At 59.2% G+C, this 23,970-nt stretch carries 24 protein-coding genes; 16 read left to right on the top strand and 8 right to left on the bottom strand.

Going from position 1 to position 23,970, the window contains the following annotated elements; all coding sequences use genetic code 11:
* Positions 1-13 precede the first annotated feature (13 nt).
* The 3 genes from AAFP29_RS17215 (at position 14) to AAFP29_RS17205 (ending at position 1,502) form a co-directional block, all read left to right on the top strand.
* Positions 14-769 carry a hypothetical protein gene (locus AAFP29_RS17215; RefSeq protein ID WP_419218613.1) on the top strand — a complete coding sequence of 252 codons (756 nt, stop codon included), beginning with the start codon at positions 14-16 and terminating at the stop codon, positions 767-769.
* A gap of 126 nt (positions 770-895) precedes the next feature.
* On the top strand, positions 896-1,189 hold the full coding sequence (locus AAFP29_RS17210; RefSeq protein WP_419218612.1) for a hypothetical protein: 294 nt from the start codon (positions 896-898) through the stop codon (positions 1,187-1,189).
* Between the two features lie 19 nt (positions 1,190-1,208).
* Entirely contained in the window at positions 1,209-1,502 is a 294-nt protein-coding gene (locus AAFP29_RS17205) for a WXG100 family type VII secretion target (protein ID WP_419218611.1), read from the top strand.
* Here the strand turns inward: AAFP29_RS17205 and AAFP29_RS17200 are convergent.
* The gene (locus tag AAFP29_RS17200) at positions 1,484-2,281 is read right to left on the bottom strand and encodes a hypothetical protein (protein ID WP_419218610.1); all 798 of its coding nucleotides are present in this window, start codon (positions 2,279-2,281) and stop codon (positions 1,484-1,486) included. The genes AAFP29_RS17205 and AAFP29_RS17200 overlap by 19 nt on opposite strands.
* A 240-nt stretch (positions 2,282-2,521) precedes the next feature.
* Between AAFP29_RS17200 and AAFP29_RS17195 the strand changes: the two genes are divergently transcribed.
* Complete coding sequence (locus AAFP29_RS17195; protein WP_419218609.1) at positions 2,522-3,208, top strand: hypothetical protein; 687 nt, start codon at positions 2,522-2,524, stop codon at positions 3,206-3,208.
* A gap of 49 nt (positions 3,209-3,257) precedes the next feature.
* Positions 3,258-4,919 (top strand): DUF4185 domain-containing protein, encoded by a 1,662-nt coding sequence (locus AAFP29_RS17190; protein WP_419218608.1) that lies wholly within the window; start codon positions 3,258-3,260, stop codon positions 4,917-4,919.
* A gap of 91 nt (positions 4,920-5,010) precedes the next feature.
* On the opposite strand, the gene AAFP29_RS17185 is transcribed toward AAFP29_RS17190, so the two are convergent.
* Positions 5,011-5,832 carry a hypothetical protein gene (locus tag AAFP29_RS17185; RefSeq protein WP_419218607.1) on the bottom strand — a complete coding sequence of 274 codons (822 nt, stop codon included), beginning with the start codon at positions 5,830-5,832 and terminating at the stop codon, positions 5,011-5,013.
* A gap of 25 nt (positions 5,833-5,857) precedes the next feature.
* On the opposite strand from AAFP29_RS17185, the gene AAFP29_RS17180 reads away from it, so the two are divergent.
* The 4 genes from AAFP29_RS17180 to AAFP29_RS17165 all read left to right on the top strand — a co-directional run bounded on the left by AAFP29_RS17180 (position 5,858) and on the right by AAFP29_RS17165 (position 9,206).
* On the top strand, positions 5,858-6,073 hold the full coding sequence (locus AAFP29_RS17180) for a hypothetical protein (protein WP_419218606.1): 216 nt from the start codon (positions 5,858-5,860) through the stop codon (positions 6,071-6,073).
* 93 nt (positions 6,074-6,166) lie between these two features.
* Positions 6,167-6,526: a hypothetical protein gene (locus AAFP29_RS17175; protein WP_419218605.1), complete on the top strand. Its 360-nt coding sequence runs from the start codon at positions 6,167-6,169 to the stop codon at positions 6,524-6,526.
* Positions 6,526-7,617, top strand: a complete 1,092-nt coding sequence (locus tag AAFP29_RS17170) for a hypothetical protein (protein ID WP_419218604.1) — start codon at positions 6,526-6,528, stop codon at positions 7,615-7,617. The genes AAFP29_RS17175 and AAFP29_RS17170 overlap by 1 nt, the downstream gene beginning before the upstream one ends.
* A gap of 23 nt (positions 7,618-7,640) precedes the next feature.
* Entirely contained in the window at positions 7,641-9,206 is a 1,566-nt protein-coding gene (locus AAFP29_RS17165) for an AAA family ATPase (protein WP_419218603.1), read from the top strand.
* 85 nt (positions 9,207-9,291) lie between these two features.
* On the opposite strand, the gene AAFP29_RS17160 is transcribed toward AAFP29_RS17165, so the two are convergent.
* Positions 9,292-10,257: an amidase domain-containing protein gene (locus tag AAFP29_RS17160; RefSeq protein WP_419218602.1), complete on the bottom strand. Its 966-nt coding sequence runs from the start codon at positions 10,255-10,257 to the stop codon at positions 9,292-9,294.
* Positions 10,258-10,306: 49 nt separating this feature from the next.
* Positions 10,307-14,422, bottom strand: coding sequence for a type VII secretion protein EccCa (gene eccCa / locus AAFP29_RS17155; protein ID WP_419218601.1), 4,116 nt, complete (start codon positions 14,420-14,422; stop codon positions 10,307-10,309).
* Positions 14,423-14,672: 250 nt separating this feature from the next.
* On the opposite strand from eccCa, the gene eccD reads away from it, so the two are divergent.
* The 3 genes from eccD to AAFP29_RS17140 all read left to right on the top strand — a co-directional run bounded on the left by eccD (position 14,673) and on the right by AAFP29_RS17140 (position 16,797).
* Complete coding sequence (gene eccD, locus AAFP29_RS17150; protein ID WP_419218600.1) at positions 14,673-16,001, top strand: type VII secretion integral membrane protein EccD; 1,329 nt, start codon at positions 14,673-14,675, stop codon at positions 15,999-16,001.
* A gap of 123 nt (positions 16,002-16,124) precedes the next feature.
* The gene (locus AAFP29_RS17145) at positions 16,125-16,466 is read left to right on the top strand and encodes a WXG100 family type VII secretion target (protein ID WP_419218599.1); all 342 of its coding nucleotides are present in this window, start codon (positions 16,125-16,127) and stop codon (positions 16,464-16,466) included.
* A gap of 40 nt (positions 16,467-16,506) precedes the next feature.
* Positions 16,507-16,797 carry a WXG100 family type VII secretion target gene (locus AAFP29_RS17140; RefSeq protein WP_419218598.1) on the top strand — a complete coding sequence of 97 codons (291 nt, stop codon included), beginning with the start codon at positions 16,507-16,509 and terminating at the stop codon, positions 16,795-16,797.
* Positions 16,798-17,279: 482 nt separating this feature from the next.
* Here AAFP29_RS17140 and AAFP29_RS17135 read toward each other — a convergent pair whose 3' ends face one another.
* A complete protein-coding gene (locus AAFP29_RS17135) occupies positions 17,280-17,588 on the bottom strand; it encodes a hypothetical protein (RefSeq protein WP_419218597.1) in 309 nt (102 codons plus the stop codon).
* Here AAFP29_RS17135 and AAFP29_RS17130 point away from each other — a divergent pair.
* From AAFP29_RS17130 to AAFP29_RS17115, 4 genes are read left to right on the top strand one after another with little or no spacing between them, the layout of a single operon-like run.
* Complete coding sequence (locus tag AAFP29_RS17130) at positions 17,548-19,779, top strand: GH-E family nuclease (protein ID WP_419218596.1); 2,232 nt, start codon at positions 17,548-17,550, stop codon at positions 19,777-19,779. The two genes, AAFP29_RS17135 and AAFP29_RS17130, sit on opposite strands and share 41 nt — an antisense overlap.
* A 29-nt stretch (positions 19,780-19,808) precedes the next feature.
* On the top strand, positions 19,809-20,351 hold the full coding sequence (locus tag AAFP29_RS17125; RefSeq protein WP_419218595.1) for a hypothetical protein: 543 nt from the start codon (positions 19,809-19,811) through the stop codon (positions 20,349-20,351).
* The gene (locus AAFP29_RS17120) at positions 20,348-20,704 is read left to right on the top strand and encodes a DUF2185 domain-containing protein (protein ID WP_419218594.1); all 357 of its coding nucleotides are present in this window, start codon (positions 20,348-20,350) and stop codon (positions 20,702-20,704) included. Before AAFP29_RS17125 ends, AAFP29_RS17120 begins: the two co-directional genes overlap by 4 nt.
* Before the next feature lie 18 nt (positions 20,705-20,722).
* On the top strand, positions 20,723-21,166 hold the full coding sequence (locus tag AAFP29_RS17115) for a hypothetical protein (RefSeq protein WP_419218593.1): 444 nt from the start codon (positions 20,723-20,725) through the stop codon (positions 21,164-21,166).
* A 3-nt stretch (positions 21,167-21,169) separates the two neighbouring features.
* On the opposite strand, the gene AAFP29_RS17110 is transcribed toward AAFP29_RS17115, so the two are convergent.
* The 3 genes from AAFP29_RS17110 to AAFP29_RS17100 form a co-directional block, all read right to left on the bottom strand.
* The gene (locus AAFP29_RS17110; protein WP_419218592.1) at positions 21,170-21,835 is read right to left on the bottom strand and encodes a hypothetical protein; all 666 of its coding nucleotides are present in this window, start codon (positions 21,833-21,835) and stop codon (positions 21,170-21,172) included.
* Between the two features lie 30 nt (positions 21,836-21,865).
* Entirely contained in the window at positions 21,866-23,563 is a 1,698-nt protein-coding gene (gene pgi, locus AAFP29_RS17105) for a glucose-6-phosphate isomerase (protein ID WP_419218591.1), read from the bottom strand.
* Positions 23,564-23,640: 77 nt separating this feature from the next.
* Positions 23,641-23,949 carry a chorismate mutase gene (locus AAFP29_RS17100; protein WP_419218590.1) on the bottom strand — a complete coding sequence of 103 codons (309 nt, stop codon included), beginning with the start codon at positions 23,947-23,949 and terminating at the stop codon, positions 23,641-23,643.
* Positions 23,950-23,970: the final 21 nt, after the last annotated feature.

The following is a 23,970-nucleotide window of genomic DNA, read 5'->3' as shown; positions in this document are numbered from 1 at the left end:
AAGAGGCGAAGAGTTGACGACGGCAGACAACACCGGCGACCCGCCGGCGGACCACGCACCTGACGACGCGGCACAATCGACATCCGCGCCCGAACTGGCGATCGAATGGCACCCGGACGCGTTGCGCCCCGGTTTCGATTGGAATGTGGCTCTCCCGACCGATTGGGCCGTATTGAAAACCCATCCCGCCCAATGGCGGCGGCAGAACGAACGAATCGTCGACGACTACTACGGCGGCAAGCGCGTACCGGCCAAAGTCAGGCGGGCACTGCTCAAGTCGCTCGAAGACGCGGTCGCGGTCACCCAGAAGAATCGAATACTGCTCACGCTGATCCATCCGGGCGTCGATGCCGAGGGGCGTATCGAGAATGTTTCGCTCAACCTGATGTTTACCTCCAGCTCGCCCAGGCTGGCGTCGATGGCGCCGATCCGGAAGGGGCTGGAGGGCAAGTCCGGCACACTCGACGAGCTGACAACGCCGTCGGGTAATGCGTACGTCTTGGCTGAACGCCAGGAGCAGCAGCGAGATGGAGATTCTGTCCGTGATGTTGTATCGATTCAGGCGTTCTATCCGTTGCCGTCGACGACGTGGACACTGGTGATCGGTGCGACGACACCGAGGATTGACTGGTCGAAGTCGCTGCGGGACGCCGTCATCCGGATGACCGGTAGTGTTTCCTGGCACGACAGTCCAACTGTCGATCCGTCTGATGTCGGGTCGGAGTTGCCGAATCCTATCTCGCTAGTCTCATATCGAGTGCCCAAATGACCGCGAACATGGGTGCTGGCCTGGCCGTGTTCGGCCAGGGATGTTAGCCTCGGCAATCAAGACCATCGTTGACGGTGAAGGGGTTGTTGCGTAGTGGGCGACTATATTCGCGTTCCCAAAGAGCACATGATCTCGCTCGGGAAGAGCCTGGAGCAGGTGCGCGTGCAACTTGAGGCTGAGAGCGCAGCGGGTACCACGGTAACCGGTTATGACCATCGTCATGGTCATAAGGTCGAATCTTCCGAGGATGCCTTTCAGGGCGCCTGGAAGACGAGTATCAAGATGCTCGCCGAAGCGATCGGCGATCTCGGCAAAGTGTCAGAGGCGATCGGGGCGGGTGCCAAGGCCATCGATTCCGAAGTCGCGAACGCGGCTAACCAGGCCGCGGGCAACCTCTCGCAATTCAATTTCCACATCTGATAGATCGAGGACTGAGCCGATGGCTGGAGATATTTTCGCTTGGCGGGATTCCGCCGCGACGAACGCCAAGACGCGGGTGCTAAGCGTCTCGACCGCTCTGCTGGGTGATATCAGAGATCTCGACGGCAAGATCAAAGGACGTGGTGGTTGGGTTGGCACCGAACATGACACCTTCACCGATGTCTTCGACAGCTGGGATAAGGCTGCCACGTCTGTCGGTCAGATTCTCGAAGCCGTTTCCAAACTGATTGGAGCAGGCGGTGACGCGGTTGTCGATTACAAGGCGAAGGTGAATCAGGCGCTCGGAGACTGAGCTGGCGCATTGCCCGTCACACGCTGCAGAAGCGTCGTGAAGGCGAACAGTTCTTCGGTGTCGGTCGGAATCGACACAGTGCCCGCACGGTAGCCCGCTGTTTGACGTTGGGGAATCGGGACGACATCGTCGTGATCACACGCGGCGCGGGACTCGTCCGATCCTCCGACAGCGACTACCGTGACAGCTTTACGCCTCGCGGCCTCGGCCAATATCGACTTCCCCTTGTGTAGCCAGCTATGTCCGAGATCTTGCGGATCACCGACGAGCACGATATGCGATGCGAGGCCGGTGGCGACCGCGATAGTTGATTTCGGCACGCCGTGTGGCACGTCGATGATCACGCTCGGAAATCGCCGCTGTAGTTTCCAGACCGCAGATCGCAAGGACTCGGGCGGTATCGCACCCGGGCCGTCGAGCCAGCAGGTGGCCAGGGGGACGGCTGCTGCCGTATCGACGAAGTCGGTAACTCTCGCCCGGCTCAACGAGGCGTCATGAGATGCGGCGAGGCCGATCAGGTCACCGGCACCGGAGGAGGAGAGCAGCCGACGCAACGGTTGCGAAACACCGTCTGCATCGACGGCTACCAGGGGGGTGGGAAGCGCGGACTGCATAAGTGACGCGAGTGTTGCGGTAATCGGGCTGGTCGTGCTTCTGGTGTCGAGTGGCAGGACGGCAACGACCACCGGCAATTGATCAGACGGAGCGAAACTGCGCTGCAGTCGTGCGAGCTTTCCCGCTGACTTTAGCTGACGCCATTTGTTCTGCCCCGTGACCACGTCCGAATTCTATCGGACGTTCGGGGGGCTCGGCGCTCCGATCCACGGGCACCCGATCGGGGTCAGCCGAGCGGCGAGGACAGAAGTTGCCGGTGTGCGCTGCCGTCGCCCGGCGTAAAGGCCGTCCGCTGCGTGAATGACAGGGTGTTGCGGCGAATGCGCAGGTGGTCGCACGCCAGTCGGCTTTCTTAGCGTAGCGAGTCCGGTTTTTCCAGCTCACGGGCCGTATCCTCAGCCCTCGTGTACTTCAACCAGGGTTGGCGACGCCGATCGGTCGCTGTGACCATCTCGCTGCTCGCTGGATGTTTGGTCCTGTCTGCCTGTTCGTCGCGCTTGGACAAGGACGAGGAAACCGCGGTCCGTGATGTTCCTTCGGTCCAGCTGAAATCGTGGTCCGAATTGCATGCCGATCCGTACGACATTCCCGAGCGTGCATTGCGTGCATACGCCTATGCCGCAGCCGCGATGGACAAAGCTGTGCCCGCGTGCAAGATCGGGTGGTCCACGCTCGCCGGAATTGGCAAAGTGTCGAGCGACAATGGATCTGCGAACAATTCGTCATTAGCTCCAGACGGCACCGTATCTCCAGCGCAGCGCGACCTCGACCAGGCCAATCCGCCGAAATCAGCACCTCCCGCCGACACTGACGCCGGAAGATACGACGGAAATCAGTTGCTTGACGTGACTATGGGACCGATGCAAATTCTGCCCAGTAGGTGGGAGCAATTCGCCACCGATGCGGACAATAACGGCAAGGCTGAACCTGACAATATCGATGACGCCTCGCTGACAGCGGCACGTTTCCTATGTGCGGCCGGGGGAGATCTTTCGAAATCGGATGGCTGGACCGCTGCGTTGAATCAGTTCAACGCAACACCAGGATTCGCGGCGAAGGTACATGCGATCGCCGCGCTCTACGGTCGCTGATTGTGTTTGATGCAAGCTTGACCCTATCGGCTATTCGGAGAAGGAAAGTATGAAGAGTCATCGCGCTGGACTGCGTAACCGGCTGTTACCTGGACTGATACTGGTCGTTTCGTCAGCGGTGGTGCTCGCGGGTTGTTCCTCAAACTCCGGCTCCAACAGTGCGAACGGCAATCAGCCGAATCTCAACGCTCAACCACAATTATCGGTGCCAAATGTTCAGTCCGCCGGGATGATTGTTCCTCCCGCGCCAGTCGTACCCGCTCTAAAAGTTGATGCACCGGCAACGAATCCCAATAACAACGATAACAACAATAACCAGAATAATCAGAACGCGCCGACCGGGCCATCGGACTTGTACCCGAAGGACGAAGACAAGGGTGAGAAGCGTGGTGACGGTCAGCCGATAACCAAGGGCGGCGTCACGAATGCGTTCGTCACGAAACTGACAGGCGCCAAGTCAGCGGATCACACCGATACCAAGTGGGGCGTCGCAGGCGCTGGCAACGCCGTCATGTGGGATAACGGTCGCGGACAAGTTATTACGATGTTCGGCGACACATTCGGCCGTCCTCGGCCTAAAGGGGAAAGCTCGAATAAGCCGCAGTACATCACAGGTGATGGCCTCAACTTACAGATCCTGCCCAAGGAGGTGCCTTTTCCGGCACTTCCGTACGTCAGTGTGAAACAAGGCGCTACTCGCGGATCTGGATTTGCCGGTGATACCGGAACCAGTGCACCGACAGGCTTCGACTGGCGAGTTAATACTCTTGCGTATTCGTCGTCGAAGAACCTTCGGCAGATGAGTTATAGCGGCTTCCTCACCGACACAGCGAGTCACGCCCGTCAGGTGATTCCAGCTCGTCGGGTGAACGGTTCGGAGATTACGACCCTTCCCACCTCAGGTATTTCCATAGGTGGCCGTCAGTACATGACATATGCATCGGTGCGTCGATTCGGTCCGTCGCCAGGCTCGTGGACTACCAATTATTCCGGTATCGCGGTGTCTAACGACAACGGAGTCACGTGGCGAAAATCAGGAACCGCGTTCTGGACCAACGCGGGTCCGGCACGAGACTTCCAGATGCTCTCGCTGGCCAGACGCGGAAACTGGGTTTACATGTTCGGCACTGAGCAGGGACGTATCGGCGGCGTTTACGTGGCGCGCGTCCCCGCGAGCCAGATCATGTACCGGGCCGCCTATCAGTATTGGATGGGTAACCACTGGCAGAAGGGTCTGGTGGGCGAGCCGCAGCCGATCGTGTCCGGCGGCATTGGCGAGGTCTCTGTCCAGTACAGCCCCTCCTTGCGCAGATGGCTGATGATCGCGACCGACGTATTCAACAACGGAATCGTCCTTCGCCAAGCCGCGACACCCCAGGGGCCGTGGACGTCGCCGCAGGTCATCGCATCGGCCAAGAACTATCCGTCGATCTACGGGGCGAGCATCCACCCGTGGTCGAAGGGCAACGATCTGTACTTCACCATGTCTCAGTGGTCGAGCTATAACGTCTACCTGATGCACGCGACGATAACGCGCCGCGGAATTCCGGCTCCTTCCCTCTGGGTACCTGAGATTGGGCTGCCCGGTGGTTCGAGAATCCCATTCGGTCCGATGCCCGATGGAATGCCGAAGTTGCCCGAACTGAAACTGCCCGAGTCAATGGGCGGGCCGTCGTCGGGAAATGGCTCGCCACGCGGTCCCGGAGGATAAATCTATGAAAACGCCGGCCACTCGATCCATATTGAGTGGCCGGCGGCTTCGGTGCTAGTTTGCGGTCAGTCTCGGGCCTATTGTCGAAATATCAGCGATCGCTGGTCTCGAATAGATGGCGTGCGAGTTTCACGGTGACGTCGGATAATCCGATAGCGCCGAGGCTCAGATCAAGTCCCCGGCCGGTGAGCGGAAAATCCCATCGCCCGTCGGGATAGACAGTGATGCCAAGTGAATAGGTGCGAATCGACGTCGAGTACCGAGTTACTACGACCTCCGACTGACTGGATTGAAATGGAAGAACAGCCGTCAGACGGCTGGTGTGCAGAAATGGCTGGAGCGGGTTCGCAGTATTGAAGACCCAGTCGGGAATACGTCCGCCAGAGGTTACCGCGACGACGCGGTCGCAATTGTCCAGTGCAGGACGCATGAGAGTACCTGCGACCGAACTGGGGATATCTATGACGAAGCCGCGATATCGGCGTCGAATTCCGTGCAGCGCATCGTTTAGCGTTTCAGGTGAGATCTCTGGGTGGGCAGGTGTCGGAGCAATCACGCCGACGCCGGTAGTTGTCTCGAAATCGACATAATTGTCTACCGCACGACGTTCGCGGCGGGTGATATCGGACTGTCCCAAACCGCCAAGACTTCCACCTGAGGAGGCGCCAAGTAGATGGGTCAATGACCGTTCACCGCTGGTGTCGATGCCGATAATGCGATCATCGAGAGTTCGATTTCCGGAGATCGCGATAAGTGCTGCAACTACCGATGTCGGTGCGGCAGCTTCCAGCGGGACGACGGCAATCCGATGTGGGCGCCATCGTTCCAGATCGATTGAACGTTCGAGAAGTGCCGCTCGCTGGACAGCCGTATCGGGAGAAGGGCGCCAACTGGTTATACTCGATGCGGGCATATCAGAGAGTTTAGGGGAGTCAACTATGGCGGCGCACGATCGTAGAACGATTATTCAGGCTCACAGCCTCCGCTACCGCGCGACTATGCTGGCGGTTCTGCATGGAACTCTTGAACCCCGATCGCAATCGCCGGTCGTGAAACTGCTGCTCTTTTCGATTGTTCTGGCGTTCGCGATCCTCGCGGGGATTCTGGCTGGCGGCATCATCGCGGACCTGATAGTGAGTATGCGCCGTCACTAGGGTGTCGGTCGTTTGAGTGACCCTGCCGCTCGCTGGGATATAGAATCTTGCATTGTAGGGTTCGGAATATGCGCGACCGGAAGGAGCTGGCGGGTGGCGAATTTTAGTGCGGATCCAGATGGCATGGAGCAGCTCGCGGGCACCATGGTCCAAATGATTGAGGGAGCTCTCGTCGCCATTGAATGCTTGGCGAACAGTGGATCGCACGGAGATCGCCAAGGCGTAGCGATTACCGCGTCGGTCGCGGAGTTTCACACACAACTTGGACCCAACATCGTCCGCGCCCTTGACGAGGTACGTCAGCATGGTGAGACTACCCAGCGACTCGCAGCGATCATCAAGGCGCACGATACGGGGCTCGTCGGGATGATCGGCAAGTCACGCGCCACGTCTGAGACCGAATTGCAGGCGGGCGCGCAGGACTTCGACGACGCATCCTCTCGGAGTGCGTGATGCCGGTTCCCATCCCTGAGCCCTTCAATCCGAAGCGCTATGAGATCGAAGGTGAACCGTCGTCGGTTCACCTCTCGCAACAGCAATGGAACGGCACGGCCGGTCATCTTTATCAGATGGCGTCGAATATCGCGATCAGCATCGCTGACGTGCGGTTTTCCGGTCCCGAGGCAGATTTGTGGCGGAAGAAGGCGCAGTCCCACATCGAAGCGGTGAACCACGTCGCCCGGGGTATCCAGGTTGCAGGTGAAGGGCTGGGGCAGTGGGGAACGTCCTTGGATACCGCTATAACGGAAATGACGCCGGTACTGGTGTCGGCGCAAGCTGACTATGCGAGCTTGTGGCGAGCGTTCCATCGGGTCAATCTCGCGGAGGCGGTCGAAGTTGCCGCGCAGGCAGCTCTCGCCGCAGCCGAAGCTGAACTCGCGGCGGCGATAGCGGCGACGTCGGGGACATCGGGCATGGCCGGCGGTGCCATCGCCGCCGCGTCCGCGCACGTGTCGCAAGCTTCTGTCGAGGTGACCAGGGCTACCGCGGAAGTGATTGCGGCGCATCAGGATCACCAGGCGAGTCGACGCAAATGGGATGCGACCAATGAGGAGGCCGATGGGATCCAGTCGCAGCTCGGTGTCAATGCGGTGCTCTCGGCGGGAACTATCAACATCGGGACCAGCCAGCGCCATAATGCGGAAAACGCGATGAATAACGCGCGGTCGACCGGGAATGAAGCCGCGGATTCCGCGGACTCGGTGAAAGGTGGCGACACGGGCCAGCCGGGCACCTTCCGGAACGTGTCGAACACAACTAGCGTGCCCGGCGGTACCCGGACGATATCGGACTTCTCGGCGACCTCGCCGACCACTCGCGTCGCGACCGACAGCTATCAACTGTCGACTACGAATGCGTCGAGCCCGACGAGAGGCGCGACCAATCACGGCGATGCCGGAGCATTCAGCATGCCCGGTTTGCGAGGTGGCGGTACGCGCAAGTCCGGGGACAAGAAGAAGAACAAAAATAAAGACAAAGATAAGAAAGACGGGAAGAAGCCCGACGCCGAGGCCAATGATCTGGTTCTCGGTGGACGCGGTTAACCTACGCCATCGGAAGAGGCTGAATGACGAGTCCGGAGTCGACGCAGCCACCGTCGTGGATGGGTGGACCTGAGTCTGCCAGCGATGATCGACCTCAAACGAGGGAACCGGCAATCGGCGGCAATCCATTCGCCGGCATGACGGCGACGGCGAATGTTGCGGCGTCGACCGCAGTGCATCCTCCGGCCTTCCCGATCGAGGGCGCTGCGGGCTATCCGGCGCCAGCTCAAGCGCCGAGTCAGGCGCAGTGGAGTTCTTCGCCGCGAACCGGGCGGCATGGCGTCGCCGCAGCACCCGCTGGAGTGGACGGCGAGATTCGCCCGGTCCCGCCAGTCATTCCAGAGGCTCCGGCGACCATGGAACCCGGTCCGCTGCCATCGAGAATTCAGCAGAGTCAGGTGGCGCCGGACCCCCAGCTGCCTGGTATACCGGTCAGTCCGCCCAGCGCGCCAATGGCTCCGTCACCGGCACCAATAGCTCCGCCCGAGGTGCCGGTGTGGCATCAGTTGCCGAATGCGCCACAGGCCAATGTCCTACCGCCGCAACCAGACTCGCAGTTTCGCCCACCCATGCACACTCAGGTCGGTCAGTCGGTGATGCAGCAAATGCCGATGACCGCCGGACGCAGAGATCGCGGTTGGCGCTCACGCCTACGAAGTGCGGCCGGCGGCCTGATCACCTTTGGCGGCACTAGCAGCCGTCAAGACATCGTTCAGTTGGCCCAGCGAGTGCGTCAACCGGTCGGCTCGGATTTCAAGGTCGCGGTTCTGTCGCTGAAGGGTGGCGTCGGGAAGACGACAGTGACGATCGGACTGGGGTCGGCGCTCGCTTCACTGCGCGGGGACCGGGTCATCGCGGTAGATGCGAACCCCGATCTGGGAACTTTGGCCCGCAGAGTGCCCCTGCAAACCTATTCGACGGTGCGTGACCTGTTGGCCGACCCTAATCTTGCGCGGTACTCCGATATTCGGCGGCATACCAATCAGGCGTCGAGCCGATTGGAAGTGCTGGCGTCATCGAGTGATCCGGCGATGTCGGAAGCATTCTCCGAAGCGGAGTATCTGCGAGTCGTATCGATTCTGGAGAATCATTACAACCTGATTCTCACTGACTGCGGTACGGGCCTTGTGCATTCGGCGATGTCGGGTGTGCTGAAAGCGGCGAACTCGCTTGTGCTGGTCACCTCGCCGGCGATCGACGGTGCTCAAAGCGCGGTAGTTACTCTCGACTGGCTCAACGCACACGGATATCAGGAACTGGCGAGCAATGCGATTGTGGTCATCGCCTCGGCGCGAGACCGAAATTCCCCTGTCGACATCTCGATGCTGGCTGATTATTTCGCCGGTCGCACCCGCGCGGTTCAGGTGATTCCGTATGACCCGCACCTTGCAGTCGGGGCGCATATCGACCTGGAACAGTTGGCAGAGCGCACTCGCGCGGCGTTCTTGGAGCTCTCGGCCACGGTGGTCGATGCCTTCGCGATCCCGCCGCTGCCGCAGCCTCAGCAGTTTCCGGGGTTCGGTGCGCAACAACAGTTCGGTGCACCGACGTTTCCGGCTGGTCCTGGCGGGTGGCCGCCGCAGCAGTGATCGTGCGGAAATGGATTGTCCGGTTCTGATGCGATGTCACATGTCCTCCCTAGTGGCAGCATCGGAGTTTCCGGTCTTCGCTTACCTACTCATTGGGGTATCGGATATGTACGAAATGATATGTAACACGTCCGTTTGGGTCATCGGCTTTCGGGAGTGCCCAGTACTGGTGTGACATGTCGTTGGTGTGATAGCTAACTACATCAGATAATTCCATTCTTCCCGTGTGTGGGTTCATGACCTGCTGTTGCCCGACATACATAGCAGCGTGCTCGATGCCATGGCCGTTGTTCCAGTCGACAAATATGAGGTCACCGGGTTTCATGCCAGCGTGTGATAATGCCAGCGGATCGGTTACATCCGCTTTAGGGGAGGCATCAACCGTTTTGACGACGCTGCCATGGGGTGCACTGGGATTTCCCCAGTTCATATTGAGGTAGTTAATTAGATTGTCTGCGGTGGCCCACGCGGCCGATGGAACTATTCCTCTCAAGCCGATGTCGTGTTGCGCCCAGTGATTGTTGTCGAGAGAGCTGCGATGGCCGCCTTCGTCGGGCTGGAACCCTCCGCCATAGAATAGGGCGTTTGATATGAAATTGGTGCAGTCATCTGTTTGGCGCCGGAAGTACCAGTTGTATTCGCTATCAGTTCCGTACCCGGTAGCGTACTCATTAACGAAGTTTACCGCGCCTTGACGTGTTCCGCGTCCAGGAATTTCGGGCGGCTTCTTTATTTCCTGATCGTATGGTGCCCCGCCGTCAGTTCTGTATTTGACGGCGCTAATTGCTGGCATCCTGGGACCGTCCCCAGATGGCGCTTGTTTCTTCCGGGTCCGCTCCACAAGCAGCGCGACCAGGTTCTGATTGGCCGCAGTATCAGAATTTCCGGGGATTGTTCTGAACGGTCCGGGATAAACGACGTTGCCTGGCGATTTCTTGCCCTGGACTACGTCCGCCGCGCCTTTTGGGGCTATTTTTCCGGTGTAGTTAGTGTAGCTGGGTGCGGGCGTCGTTTTCGGGATGGGCAACGGCTTATCAGGTACAGACGGCATGCTGCGTTTCTCCCACGATGGCAACGGATGCTTTCGATCGGAATAGACGCTACCTCGCCACTGGACCCGCACTGTCGGTTCCGTGACCGACCTTGTCAAGGTCTCCAGCGGTGTTGGCTGCGGTAGCCGTAATCGTCTGCTCCTCAGGCCAATACGTGTACTGGGCGCGTTGCGGGGGGATTCCCCGCCGAATGAGGCGTCCACGCCCAGGAGGTTCGGCTTGAAGGTAGACCTTGGTGAAGATTTGACCTTCAGAGCGGTCGCCGGATAGCAGAATGCTCGCGCCGCCGTTGTCGCGGAGTCCGGTCAGGACGGGATCGAAAAGGGCCCGGGAAAGTCCACCGGTTTTGCGTGTGACAACGAGGTGGAGCCCGATATCTCGCGCATGGGGAATCAGTGGAATAAGAGCAGATAGCGGGTTAGGGCTCATGGTGGACGGAACGAGTAGATCGTAATCATCGACGATCACGAACACTTCCGGGCCGGTCCACCACGAGCGAGAGCGCAACTGCGCCGGTGTGACGTCATTGCCGGGCAACCGGCTGGACAGAAACTTGTGGAGCCGTTCGAAAGTGATTGTTGCTTGTTCGCGCGTGGTGTCGTAGCTGACCAACGGTGGTTTAGGCACGACGTCGAGAAGACTGCGCCGGGGGTCGATGACCACGATGTTGGTTCCAACGGCTCCACGCCGGGTAACGATATCGCCGATGATAGCGCGCAAGAGATTCGTCTTACCCGATTCTCCTTCACCGAAGATCGTCAAGTGTGGGTCGTCGCCCAAGATGTCGAGGTGTAGTGGCGAGAGGGTGGCTTCATCAATACCGAGTGTGACCGGCGTGGATTTCGCCGCGGTTCCGGAAGTGAGTTCTGAGTACGTAATGCGGTCGGGCAGCATGCGGATAATCGGTGCGCCGGCACCTCGCCACGCCGATCGGATCTGCGCGATCGATTGTTCGACGCGTTCGCCAGTCGCATTGATGATTTGTGCGAGCTTGACGGTCGGAGTGATAACCCGACCGTATTCTTGTGCCCCAATGCGATTTTGGAGCGGCCGGGAGATCATCGAGTCAACCGCGTTGGCCAAGCGATGTTCGATCATCGTGCTGAGATTGGAATTGAGATTGGTGCGAAGATCGGCCAGGCGATTCGCGACAATGATTACATGAAGCCCATATCCGAGGCCGCGAATAGCTATGTCAGTCACGCTGGCGACCAGCGGCTCGTATTCGGAATTGAACGTCGCCCAGCCGTCGATCAGGAGATAGCGGTCGGCAACGGTGATTTCCGGTATCGCTCCTTCGGCAACCATACGGCGCATCTGGCCGACCGAAGAGATGCGGTACTGGACGAATAGTTCTTCGCGTCGGGCCAGTTCATAGGTTGTCTCGGCGACGGCGCGGCGAATTTTGTCGGGATCGAAACGTGTCGCCACACCTCCCACATGCGGGAGGCCTTCTAAATCACCCATCAAGGTTGAAGCCGCGTCGATGACATACCAAGCCACCTGCCGAGGGGTGTGGGTGATGGCGGATCCCATCACGATCGCTCGCGCGGTAGTGGTCTTACCGGTTTGCGGAGCACCAAGAACGAGCACATTCGACGCACCGGTGTCCACATAGAAGGTGCCCTGCCATTGTTCGGCCGGGTCATCGACGGTTCCGATGGGAAACCGCAGCGTCGACTGGACCGACGTGTCGGTGACTTGAAGGCCGCGATCGGCAGTGGCTACCAACTCACCGACGACGTCGGTGAGCGAAAGATCATCGCCCAGCGGTGGAAGCCAGATTTGCTTGACCTTGCGCCCGACATCGCCCATTCGTTCGGCCGCCACTTCAAGCGCGATTTTGTCGAATGGACTCTCCTCGCGCTGATCGACGGCGGCTTTCATGACAGCGGTATAGAGCTCCTGCTGGTTTCGAAGCCATTCGCCGGTTGTGTTCCGAATTCCGTATGGCATGGCCAGGGGTGGCAAATCGAAGCTGACCCGTTCTTCGAGGGGCTCGTATCGCCCCGAGACGTACGCGGCTTTGAAACGGACATAAACATCGGGGTCGACTTTGAGATAGCCCGATCCGGGAAGGGCGGGAAGCTCATGTGCATCGACGGTTCCGATCACGATGCGCGACTCAACGGCAGAGAATGTGCGCAGGCAGATGCGATAGGACAAGTGTGACTCGAGGCCCCTGAGCCGCCCTTCTTCCAGACGCTGCGATGCGAGCAGCAGGTGGATACCGATGGATCGGCCGATCCGACCGATCTGTACGAAGAGTTCGAGGAATTCCGGTTTCTGGACGAGGATTTCGCCGAATTCGTCGATGATCACCAGCAAGTTGGGAAGCGGTTCTAATTCAGCTCCGGCGTCTCGACGATCGTTGTAGTCGTAGATATTCTTCGCCCCCGCGGCCTGCAAGACACGTTGCCGGCGCTGCATTTCGCCGGACATGGCGTCGTGGAGACGGTCGACGAGCCCGTCGCTGTCACCCAGGTTGTCGACCATCGCCGCGGTGTGCGGAAGAATGTCGAGGCCGTTGAAGGCGGCGCCGCCCTTGTAATCGACGAGGATGAATGCCAACCGCTCCGGCGGATGGTTTATCGCCTGAGCCAAGACAAGTGTTCGCAGGACCTCGGACTTGCCTGAGCCGGTCGCCCCGATACACAGCCCGTGGGGGCCATGACCTTCCAGTGCGGATTCCTTCAGATCCAGGAACACTTGGTTTCCGTTGGTGTCGATGCCGAACGGGACTTTCAAGAAATCCGCGAGCGGACGGTGCCGCCAGATGTCAATCGGGTCAAACCGTCCAATATCGTCCAGCCGCAACAGCTTCTCGATGGTGACCGTGGATTCGAGCGGAGCCTCGGCGGTCGCTTCGGCGGCCAATCGCACCGACGCCAACTCGTGCGCGATCGCGGTGGCCAGACTCGGCGTCATCTGATCGACTGAACCCTTTGACGCGCCCATGATGAGCCGCTTGGTCCGATTCGCCGCTGCCAAAGACGCGCGCCGCGGATCGGCATCGGTGGGATTGGGGTCCTCGACCGTGACCTGCCCGTCGTCGGACACCTCCACACGGCAGGTGATCTCACTCGGCTCGGTGATCCGGCGACGAGTGTGGGTGAGGACGCAGATGCCAACCATGGCCGGAGATATTCCGGGTGGGAAGAGTGCGAGAGGTTGTTGTCCATTGGCATCGTCGAGATTGACGACGATGACGATGAACGGCGAAGAAAGGGGAGGATTGCCCATGCGGCCATGTCGTTCGGCGTCGGCGGCACGCTCGGCGATGAGCTGACTCAATGATGCGTGGAGATCAGGATGGTTTGTCGTCGCCCTGCGACGGTGAACAGGTCCGTCGAAGCCGCCTTCTTCCAGTAGATGCGGTGCGAATTTGATCCAGCCATGCGTAGCTTCGTCGCTGCCGATACACACGTGGACGGCTGCGTCCTCAGGAGCGTGCAGTGCGAGATATTGGGTGAGCGCCGCGCGGATAAGCGACTCGCATGCCTGGGTGCTGCCGATGATGGAGACAGTCCCGGACAGTTCCAGGCAAAGTGGGACGTTATCGATGCGTTCGAAAACAATCTTCGCTCGTTCCAGATGTGCAACTGAAATCTGGTCGACTTCAGCCGCTGGGTCACCACTCGCGCTGTAATTTACGTCGCGGGCCAGCGGCCCCGCGCCGGTTCCTATTCGGACGATACCGAAGTCCGGATCCCAGCGTCGGCGTTCGTAGAGGCGTGCTGGACTGCTGATGAGTGACAGCAATTCAGTAGGCGCGGGGTGCAGGCGCAGCTGAACTTCGCGTTGTAATTGAATTTCCGGTTGAAGGTCCGTTTTTAATCGGGTCAGGAACTTTATATAGGTAGTCCGCTGCATCTCGGCGCGCTTGCGGTGACCGGTCTTCGACCGCATATACATCGTCAGTCCCATGAGAAGAGCAACGACGATGAAACCAACTCCAGCAACCATGCGCAATTTGTTCCCGGTCGATGCCATCATCAGCATCATTCCGCCGCCGGCCATGATTGGCATTGCCAACCGCAGCATGATCCCTTCTTGCATCGACGAAGGATCGTCGATGGTCGGTGGGGCAGACACATCCAGTGGCTTCTTGGGAAGCGGGTCGACTCTGGTTCGAGCCGGCCGATGTACTACGCGTGCCGCCATATGTCGCCTCGATCGTCGTAGTCGTCCAAGTCGCCGATAGAACGTAGGCGATGACCGACTTAGTGAATCCCGCAGTGGGAGGTGGTGGCGCGAGCAGCCTATTGTTGCCCGGACACCTGTCGGCGTTTCCCCTCGCGCTCTGAGCGCCATGATCGTACCCGGAATTCGGCATACTTTTGGTCGACTGTTCGCGACGCGTATGGGTGGACGTGTGCGTGACGAATTGTCATCGTCAGGCATGATGGGGCGCATGAGTACTGGTTTTGTCCGGCTCACAGTAGTGGGACCCAATAACCAAGTCGACGTCAGCCTGCCAACCGATGTGACGATTAACGACTGGCTCGCGTCACTATTATCGCTAGCTGTCATTCAAGGGAATGACAATATCGATGTCACGGCGTGGGCCCTTTCTGATCCGGTGCGCGGCCGGCTTTCGCCGGACGAGTCGCTCGATCAACTCGGCGTTTTGGATGGCTCGACTCTCTACCTGACCACCATCACCGATGCCGTCGAAACCCCCTTCGTCGACGATGTGATCGGTGCAATCGAATCTAGAGTCAATAGCCAGTACGCCGTGTGGAAGGGGGCGGCCCGCAACCGTGCGGTTGGCTACCTGGTGGCGGCGGTCCTCGCGGCTTTCAGCGTTTGGCTGTCATTCGTCGGGACCGGCTACACCGGACCGATTGGCTTGATCGTGATCTCGGCGACCGCGTTCGGTTGCGGGTGGATCGGTCGATCCAGAAGTGCGGGGCCGATCGCGTGGGCTGCAGTGTTGGCGCTCGGCGCTCTCGGGTACGTCCTGGGCCAGGACCGGATGGCGGACTCCGTTTGGGCGCTGGCACTGACCGGCGCCGCACTGGCTGTCGCGATCAACTGCCTAATCGGAACGATTCGGCCGGTTGTGGTCGGCGTGGCCGCCCTCGTCTGCGCTGTCGTATTCTTCGTCGTCGCGGTGGCTGTGGATTTTGGGGCCAATGCCATCGCGATCTCGGGATGGTCGATGATTCCGCTGGTCCTGATTCTGGGCTACGCACCAGCGTTGGCCTTGTCGACGAGCGGGATTGTCGCGCTTGTGCGGGGGACAGACGAGGGGCAGCTGGCTAGTCGTACTGACATCGAGCGTCGTCTGGGTACTACCCGATTCCTTGTCGATTTTGTCGTCATCACGACCTCGACTCTGTTGGTTCCCGCACTTATCGAAATAGCTCTGTCGGGGGTTTGGATACAAGCCATTCTTGCGTTGTACGTCGGTGTCGCGCTTGTAATCCGCTCGAGGTCATTCACCCATGCCCGGCATGTAATACCGCTTCTCGGTACAGCATCCGTGGCGCTGACGGCGTCTGCAATCGCCGCACCCCTATGGTTCGGGCTGGCGAGCGACGTCTCCGCCTTATTATCCGCTCTGCTAGTCGCGGGCGTGTGTGGAGCGGTTGTCCCGCTAGCTGTCATCCGGCTGAACGACGTAAACGCGGCCCGCGTGGCACGTGCCTACGAAGTGCTCGACGCGCCGCTGACCTTGGGAATTGTGCCAATGGTGTTCTTGGCGCAAGGGATTTATCAGTTCTTCTGGCCGACGTGATCGGTGGTCCCCGTGTTAGTGGACGGCTAACCTCAGATTTGGCAGCACCGGACGCGCGGTTGCGTTCAACAAATCCAGTTTGGTCCGGATCGACAGTGAACCGGCAGATGAGGGGACATATCGATGGCGTTAACCAGAATTCAGGACGAGGGTCTTCAACAGCACATCAGCCAGTTGATGGATTCCGCGGGCCAACTGCACACTCTCGCTGGTCAATTTACCAGCGCGATTGAAAACACGGTCGCCTCGTGGGAGGGCGACGGTGGCGAGCAGTGGCGCGGATTTGGCCGGCGCGCCAATGAAGCTCAGCAGGATATGACCACGACCCTGACTAGCATTCAATCAAAAGTAGAGGGTGTGCAACGGGCGTCCCGAAGTGGGCAGGCTGAGCAGCACGAGAGTGTTGTTCACCGCGAAGGAGCAGCGGACTGGGCCGATGTTGAAGGCAATTTCCGGAGCGTCTGAATCAATTCGTTGACCAACCACCACTTTCGAAGGGAAGAAAATGCCAGAATACAAGTTTCATGATGAGCAGGTGTCAGCCACTCTTGAAGACCTGCAGAGTCAGGTCACCAGGTATGACGCCGAATTGGAGAACTTCGAGGCAGCTAAGAATACCTTGAAGGCTCACTGGGAAGGTGACGAAGCCGATATCTACGAGGCATTGTTTACCCGTTTCCAGTCGGGGTCGACCGCGGTACGCAATGTGGTTGCGGAAGTCTATAACTCGCTTTCTGAATCCGGTGACCTGAACAACAACATGCGTTCCAATATACGCACGGAGTTGGGGCACTGACGAAATCGCCAGATTTCTGTCAGGCGGTCATCTCTTTCGAGATGACCGCCTTGTCTTCTTAAAATTTGTCTTAGTCTGGAGTATTTGGAGACGGTATGGCTGGCGATTCGTCTTGCTTGTCGGAGATGGAAATTGGTCGAGCAGAACTCGAGGCTCAGATCGCTCATGTGTTAGAAGCGCGGACTGGGCGATCTGCGGATGCTGTCCGGTGTGCAGGCACCCTACCCAATGAGGTTGGCGCCAATCAATCTGGCGCCGTGTTAGCCGCGGGCACGTGGCTGCCAATCAAGGTTGTCATAGGCTCTGACCGCGTCTTCCACGTCGTCGTGGGGCGGACGCCGGTGCCCGAACCCGCGTCGTCGTGAAGGCAGACGCAATCTCGTTCCGTCAGAACGACTTTCAAAGGGGAATGATGTGGTTGGCCCGGTAGCCGATCGGCCGGTGCCGACACCAACGCCCGTACCGCCGGTCAATTACACGCCCTACGGTGGGCCAATCCCGGTTAAAGAGACGCCGTCGCCTAGCCCAACGCCCACTCCCACGCCGTCTCCAAGTCCGACGCCGCCGTCACCATCGTCGCCGTCACCATCGCCGACGCCTGCCTCACCGACCCCCACTCCGACGCCGAGTCCCAGCCCGCCGTCGACCCCCACACCGTCGCCGAGCCCGACGCCCGGTCCGCCGTCGATATCTACATCACCAACTCCCGTACCGGCACCTCCTCCCGCGCCGTCCCCAGCGCCTTCTCCAGTGCAACCGTCACCTTCGCCATCCGCTGAACCCGATGGCAAAGGCGCGAAGAGTGTTCCGAAGTCGGCTAAGAATGAGACCGCACTGGGCGGACTGGTTCTGGGCGACGCGAAGGGGCGCCACGAGGGCGATCGGTGGGAGACGACACTCCCAGACGGAACCAAGATCATCAATACAATTCCGGTGGGCAATGGTGATCAGACCGTCGATCAAGAGTTCGTCGGCAAAGACGGGAAGATTACCTCTCGGCAGCGCGTGGTTTCCAACGGTGAGGGTGGATATCAGCGGTGGAGTAATGAGACCGATGGTCGATCTGGCTATCAACTGCAAATGAAACCCGGCGAAAATGTTGAGGGGATCTCGTGGGATCCGGGTGCGGATCCTGCGGGGGCGATTCCACGGTCGTCCTATGGACAGACCTGGGACGGAAAGAAGTCATCGACAGTGGCGACTGCGGCTGACGGTTCACAGATTCAAGTTGATAGTGCGCAGAAGCCGGACGGTACGTGGAGTCATCGCCAGCAGACCGGCGACGGTTCGGTGACCTTGATGTCATCGGGGCCGGGGGGCAAGGACACAAAGGTGACCGGCCAGATCGACCCGAAAGGTACCGGGTGGTTCACCGACGACTCTGGTCGACGCGTGGATACGTTCATTGATGGCAATAGGTTGCCCGTGTATGTGACTACTGATCCCAACACCGGGTCCAAGACATATCAGTTTGTCGATCCAAAGACGAATCAGTCCAAGGCGAATGTGGTCGATAAGAATGGCTCATTCATCGGCCATATGGACTTCAACCAAGATGGTTCGGTCAAGTCGGGCGAGGTCTTCGAAGGAAAGTTCCGCACCACTTGGGAGAATGGAAAAGTCGTCAAGACTAATGTTGGCGATGATTCTAGTGTCGAATGGAAGAAAGTCACCCTCAACACTGACGCCACCACAACAGTTGAAATGAAGGACGGCACAGTCCTCACGTTGAATGACAAAGGTGAAATAGCGAAGATTGAGATGCCGCCAGACACCCGGTTTGGCCTTCAGAAAGCATGGGATGGTGCATGGGAATCGGGAAAGAATTCGATCAACGGGTTCAGATCACTGGTGGGACTAGGGCCATACGGCACCGCTGACACGTGGAAGGCGTTGGGAGGAGGGATCTTCGACGGGGTGCTAAGTGTCCCTCAGATCGCATACGATGCCTTTCGCGAAGGGGATGAGGGATATGTGGCATCGAAGTCTGCCGGTGACCGAATCGCGGATACGACAAATTTGCTGCTAGGCGTTGACTTTCGTGATTTTGCCGGGGAAGACCCGTGGGGAACCAGCGGACAATTAACCGTTGGAATTCTTAGCTGGATAATCACTCCGACGAAGGTGGTTGGCATTACAAGTCGGGGGGTTAGGGTCGCGGGCAATTCGGCCAAGTCGGTGGCCGCCCGCGCGGGAATCCTCGCACGAGACGCAGCACAGTCGGTTCGGGTCGGCGGGAAAATGGCTCTCGGCAAGGATGTCGCGATCAAGGGACCGCAGATTCCTAAGATTTCGCCGAAGCCCGGGGAGGTCGGCGTGCCGAAGGTTGCAGTGCCTGGAACTGGCGAAACCCCGAAGATTCCCGTTACGCCCAAGCCGTCGGATGGCCCGAAAATCCCAGCGACACCGAAACCGCCGGATGGCCCGAAAATCCCGGCGACTGCGCCGCCGAAGGTGCCCTCCACCGGCACCGCTCCAACTCCGGGCGGCTCGCCACGATCGTTGCCTCCTAAGGGTAAGCCTGGGTCATATGGGTACGACGCGAAGGGGAATCGACTCCCATACGCAAATCCAAAGAGCCGACCTAAATATGGGCGTTTTCAAGTCATCCGAACCTGGGTGCGGTCACGAAACGCTCAGCTGGCGGATATCCGAGAGGGGCGGCTGGCGTTGCCTCTCCCCGGGAGAAATCAAATCTGGGTCCGTATCCTTGACAAGGATGCGGCGACGGCCCAGAACGTCCGATCCATCACCGATTCCTTTGGCCAGCAGGAATGGTACCGATTGGTGACGTGGAAGCCCGGTATGCCTCGCAACTGGGATATGGGGCACCTCGCAAACCAGGAGTACCGCGTCATCCACGACGAGTATATGCGCGGTATGCGCACTCCGAAGGAATTCCTTGACTGGTATCGTGACCCAGAGAACTATCGAGTAGAAGATCCAGCTAGGAACCGTTCGCATATTGACGAAGCTCCATAGTTCGACTCCAAAGAAGGGATGCACGCCGGATGGTGTTTTTGAGGCACTTCACCCAGTACGTATCTTCGTATGACGAATTTTTGGCGCTGTACGACCCGGCCGATCTGGCTAATCAGCCGCAAGCGTTAGTGGGGGCGATAGCAAATAAGAATGTGCAGTTGCGCGTAGCTATTACGCAACGGCTCCTAGATGATGGAGCAAATGCCGCCTATCAAGAGGGATCTGTAAATGTTCTACACGGTCTGTTTGATCGCATTGACAAGCACAACGTACAGTTGGAGGCGCCAATGGCGAAACGATTGATCGAATTGGGGGCTGACGTCAACCTCTATTCTAAGAGAACTCCTACTCCCTTTGTTCTGATGCTGAAGAATGACAAGCTGCCGGGCGAGGAAGCGGCCCCGTTCTATGATATTTTCTTGGATCGTCCAGAGTTGGACCTGACACTTCCGATCGAATATGGTGCGTCTCGGACTATTCGACAGGGTCTTGAATATATGGGCGCGCATACTCGGCCACTTCTTGGTGAGAAGCTAAGATTGCGCGATACAAAATTTGGAGAGTTGCGATGATCGAGTTTATTCCCAACGCGGGTGCCTGTCTACTGTCGACTAATGTCGTAGACGGTAAAGGGGTGATTCGCTGGATGGTCAGGGATGAGTCACACGACCCAGCTGACAACGGATGGCGAATCATGTCAGATGTTGACACTGAAGAGTTCTTGAACTCGGACGGCTGCTGGCGGATTGTTGACTTCAATGAAGCTTGCAACATCGAACCCGCTCTGATTGGCATATGGGATTTTCCAGTGGGTACCGACTTGGAGTTGGTGCGCGATTCGGGTGCTCTGTATATAGTTGATGCCGCTACCGGAAGTATCGTCGATCCGGATTCGTTCTATGTTCCGCCGCAGGCTAGGGAATAGTAATAACAGGAGAGTCCCTTGCTTCCAGCATTCACCTTCGACCTTCCGCAACAATGGGAGATTGATGAACCCACCGCCCGACGATCGGTTGGCTTCATTCACATCGGCTTGATCAACGCCGCCGAACCGTCAACGCGTATCGAATTACGCGAACAGCACGTCGCCGCAATCGACCCCGAGGTGGCTATGGGTATCGCATATGCCAGATTCGCAGTCGACGAGTTGGTAGATCGCACCATCGCCGACGCATTCGGATCCCAAACCTTGCAGGTAGGGGAATTCCTGGTGTCCCAGGTCGTCATGTTCTTCGACGAGCTGCCATTCACCAGTGCTGAAGCACCAGTTCAGCTCGAGCTACAGCTGACGTCGCCGCCAGCGTCCTTCGAGCGAGTCCTGGAGACATTCGCGACCATGGTGGAAACTGTCCGGCTGAGCCCCAAATGGCATCCAGGGTTCGATTAACGCCTAGCCGCCAGCGGGCGGCGTTGGAACCGCCGAACTGCTTGCCGGCACAGGGGTACCCCACACCACCGGCGCCAGCTGATAGTTCAGCGCCGGATCAGTTGTCGTGTTGGCCCAATACACCACTGACGTCACTGTCTGATCGGCGTCGACGACGGCGAGCTGACACGTCGAATACGACTCGCCGGCCTTCATCTTCGCCGGCGGCGTCGGCGCGATGCAGTCCTTGTTATCCGACGGTGGCGTGACCATCAACGCGGCCGATTTCCCATCCACCGAACCGGCCAAACCGTTGAAATCGGGCGCAGCCGTGGACTTTTGGTCCAGCGAAGTCACCGTGATGTACACGTAGTAGGCCTTGCCATCTTTGGTGATCGAATCCGGCACATTCGACGCGGGATTGATCCCGGTGACGGTATACATTGCCAACCCGGTGGTCGGGGCGAAGGTACGTGCTGGGAGGAAAGCGCTTTGACCCCAACGTAATTGAGCGCCAGGGGCGGTGCGTGCGGCTGGGGTGGCCGGCACGCTGACGGTAGCTTTCGTCGCGACCGAACTCGTCGTCGGACCGGTGTCCTTATCCAGCGTGCACGCCGACGTCGCGGCGAGGACGGCAAACCCTACGCCGCTCAGTGCGGCGGTCCGGGCCCAACGAGAACGTAGCTTCATTCGGCTAAGGTTACCGGGCGTCGTCGCAGATCACCGCGCACGGCCGCGTTCGCCGCGATACCACCGCACCAGCTCGTCGGTCGACGAATCGCCTTGTGACACCGGCGGGTCCTTTTCGGTGATCACGCCGAGCAGTTCCTTCGCCTGGGTCTTGCCCAACTCGACTCCCCACTGGTCGAACGAGTTGATGCCCCACACCGCTCCCGCCACGAACACCTGATGTTCGTAGAGCGCGACCAGTTGACCGATCACCGAGGGCGTCAGCTTCGGCGCCAGAATCGACGTCGACGGTCGGTTACCCGGCATTACCTTGTGCGCCACCACATGTGGGTCAACGCCTTCGTCGGCGATCTCGTCGGCCGTCTTGCCGAACGCCAACACCTTCGATTGCGCGAAGAAGTTGCTCATCAGCAGGTCATGCATGGAGCCTTCGCCGGCTGAGATTGGCAGATCATCAGTTGGCTGTGCGAATCCGATGAAGTCGGCTGGGATCATTCGCGTGCCCTGATGGAGCAACTGGTAGAAAGCGTGTTGCCCGTTGGTTCCCGGCTCACCCCAGAACACCTCTCCGGTGTCGGTGATCTCGTGATGCCCATAGATGCCAACGGATTTGCCGTTCGACTCCATCGTGAGTTGTTGTAGATAGGCCGCGAACCGCATCATGTCATTCGAGTATGGGAGCACTGCACGCGACCCGACATCCCAGAAGTTGTTGTACCACAAGCCGATTAGCGCCAAAATGACTGGCGCGTTAGTCTCCAGCGGCTCGGTACGGAAGTGCTCGTCGACCCGATGAAATCCATCGAGGAATTCCGCGAAACCGTCTTTGCCGATCGCGGCCATCACGGACAGCCCGATCGCCGAATCGACTGAGTAGCGTCCGCCGACCCAGTCCCAGAAGCCGAACATATTCTTGGTGTCAATGCCGAAGTCGGCGACCAGTTCTGCGTTGGTGCTTACGGCCACAAAATGTTTCGCGACGGCAGCGGTGTTGCCGGCGGCGTCGAGCTTGTCCCACAACCAGGTTCGCGCGGCGGCGGCGTTGGTCAACGTCTCCAATGTAGAGAAGGTTTTGGAAGCGATGATGAAAAGCGTTGTCTCCGCGTCGAGTCCGGCGAGCACGGAGACGATGTCAGCCGGGTCGACATTCGATACGAAATGACAGCGCGGGCCGTTCGCGTAGTGGCGCAGCGCCCGATACACCATGTCGGGCCCGAGGTCTGATCCGCCGATGCCGATGTTGACGACGTCGGTGATCGCCTTCCCGGTGAACCCGGTCCACTCGCCGCTGCGCACGCGGTCGGTGAACTCGCCCATTTCGCCGAGTACCCGGTGTACGTCGGCGACGACGTCCTGTCCATCGACGACGAGTTTCGTGTCAGCGGGAAGCCGAAGAGCGGTATGCAGTACCGCACGGTCTTCGGAGGTGTTGATGTGCTCACCGGCGAACATCGCGTCGCGCTTCTCCTCGACGCCGACTTCGCGGGCCAAACTGAAGAGTAGTTCCAGCGTTTCGCGCAGCACTCGATGTTTGGAGTAGTCGATATGCAGGTCTGCCACGTCGACGGTGAGGTCCACTCCGCGCTGCGGGTCCATCGCGAATACCTCGCGTAGATGCATCGCGTACACATGCGGCTGGTGCGCGGCGAGTGCCTGCCACGATTGGGTAGCGGTGATGTCCAGATCGAGGTGGGCGTCGGCGTCGGCGCGGTGTGAGTCCAGGCTCATGTTTACCACCCTAGGTGGTTGGCGCCTCGACCGCGATCAGTGGATTCGGGATTGTTGTGTAGCAGACCGACACCGGTTCAGCGCCCAAGCGGGCCACGTCCCAGGCGCAGCAGGAGCATCGCCAGCGTATGGCCCTCCTGGCCCAGTTCGGCGAATCGGTCGAGGACCTTCACCTCCCGGCTATGGACCAGTCGCGGTCCGCCGGATGCCATGCGTGCTTTGCCGATCTTCTTCGACACCGCCGAACGGCGTTTGATGGCACCGAGGATCACCGCATCGAGGCGGTCGATCTCCAGGCGGAGTTCGTCGATGTCGTCGGGTAGGCCGGAAACGTCGTCTTCGAGATCGTATTTCGACAGATCAATCGGGGGCTGTGGATCGGTCACGACTCGCAATTTTGCCACGCC

It is taken from the genome of Gordonia sp. CPCC 205333, assembly GCF_048537885.1.
Taxonomy (GTDB): domain Bacteria; phylum Actinomycetota; class Actinomycetes; order Mycobacteriales; family Mycobacteriaceae; genus Gordonia.
The sequence above is the reverse complement of the archived record's forward strand: the minus strand, read 5'-3'. Positions and strand labels throughout refer to the sequence as shown.

What these genes read in the sequence shown, in the direction of transcription:
- AAFP29_RS17170 (WP_419218604.1), top strand. Translation starts at nt 6,526, where the DNA reads ATGCCGGTTCCCATCCCTGAGCCCTTCAATCCGAAGCGCTATGAGATC.
- AAFP29_RS17160 (WP_419218602.1), bottom strand. Translation starts at nt 10,257, where the DNA reads ATGCCGTCTGTACCTGATAAGCCGTTGCCCATCCCGAAAACGACGCCC.
- AAFP29_RS17125 (WP_419218595.1), top strand. Translation starts at nt 19,809, where the DNA reads ATGGTGTTTTTGAGGCACTTCACCCAGTACGTATCTTCGTATGACGAA.
- AAFP29_RS17180 (WP_419218606.1), top strand. Translation starts at nt 5,858, where the DNA reads ATGGCGGCGCACGATCGTAGAACGATTATTCAGGCTCACAGCCTCCGC.
- AAFP29_RS17185 (WP_419218607.1), bottom strand. Translation starts at nt 5,832, where the DNA reads ATGCCCGCATCGAGTATAACCAGTTGGCGCCCTTCTCCCGATACGGCT.
- eccD (WP_419218600.1), top strand. Translation starts at nt 14,673, where the DNA reads ATGAGTACTGGTTTTGTCCGGCTCACAGTAGTGGGACCCAATAACCAA.
- AAFP29_RS17190 (WP_419218608.1), top strand. Translation starts at nt 3,258, where the DNA reads ATGAAGAGTCATCGCGCTGGACTGCGTAACCGGCTGTTACCTGGACTG.
- AAFP29_RS17210 (WP_419218612.1), top strand. Translation starts at nt 896, where the DNA reads ATGATCTCGCTCGGGAAGAGCCTGGAGCAGGTGCGCGTGCAACTTGAG.
- AAFP29_RS17165 (WP_419218603.1), top strand. Translation starts at nt 7,641, where the DNA reads ATGACGAGTCCGGAGTCGACGCAGCCACCGTCGTGGATGGGTGGACCT.
- eccCa (WP_419218601.1), bottom strand. Translation starts at nt 14,422, where the DNA reads ATGGCGGCACGCGTAGTACATCGGCCGGCTCGAACCAGAGTCGACCCG.
- AAFP29_RS17145 (WP_419218599.1), top strand. Translation starts at nt 16,125, where the DNA reads ATGGCGTTAACCAGAATTCAGGACGAGGGTCTTCAACAGCACATCAGC.
- AAFP29_RS17205 (WP_419218611.1), top strand. Translation starts at nt 1,209, where the DNA reads ATGGCTGGAGATATTTTCGCTTGGCGGGATTCCGCCGCGACGAACGCC.
- AAFP29_RS17120 (WP_419218594.1), top strand. Translation starts at nt 20,348, where the DNA reads ATGATCGAGTTTATTCCCAACGCGGGTGCCTGTCTACTGTCGACTAAT.
- pgi (WP_419218591.1), bottom strand. Translation starts at nt 23,563, where the DNA reads ATGAGCCTGGACTCACACCGCGCCGACGCCGACGCCCACCTCGATCTG.
- AAFP29_RS17110 (WP_419218592.1), bottom strand. Translation starts at nt 21,835, where the DNA reads ATGAAGCTACGTTCTCGTTGGGCCCGGACCGCCGCACTGAGCGGCGTA.
- AAFP29_RS17140 (WP_419218598.1), top strand. Translation starts at nt 16,507, where the DNA reads ATGCCAGAATACAAGTTTCATGATGAGCAGGTGTCAGCCACTCTTGAA.